Source organism: Dellaglioa sp. CoH-57-MRSF-19 (genome assembly GCF_056781975.1).
This window is the reverse complement of record NZ_JBXAXW010000150.1, coordinates 1-412: the sequence shown is the minus strand read 5'-3', so window position 1 is coordinate 412 and position 412 is coordinate 1. Positions and strand designations below refer to the sequence as shown.

Genomic DNA, 412 nt, shown 5'->3' with positions numbered 1-412 from the left:
CCATTGACGACTGACCCAATAGAAGTTCCTATATTGGTACCCGCGTCCTTGGCTATGGAGGCCGCTGAATCTCCGAAGTCGATCGAAGGGCCGGGGCTTTCCAGAAACCCATACTTGCCAGTACTAGGCATCGTCAACTTCAAAAGGTTAACGATAGGAGTCCGAACATCTGTAACGGGATCAGTTTCCGTATGGAACTGAAGCTCTAGGCTCAAGTTCGTTTCGGTATTACCGGCCCATAGCTGCGCGCTCATGGCCTGAACCGCAAGACGCACACCAACCGCAGCTGCGGCTGTATCGAGTGCCTTAGTTGGTGACAAAGACTGTGGCAGAGGCTGTTCGTATGCAGCACCCGAGTCCATAGAAAAGGTCTCGGGCATAGGTGCGGACACCGAGATTGGGTCCGTCGCGC

At 54.4% G+C, this 412-nt stretch carries 1 protein-coding gene; it reads right to left on the bottom strand.

Annotated features, from left to right (window positions below; all coding sequences use genetic code 11):
• The coding region (locus AC1RO3_RS08715; RefSeq protein WP_481764035.1) for a hypothetical protein at positions 1-320 on the bottom strand (320 nt) is incomplete at its 3' end.
• Between the last annotated feature and the right edge of the window lie 92 nt (positions 321-412).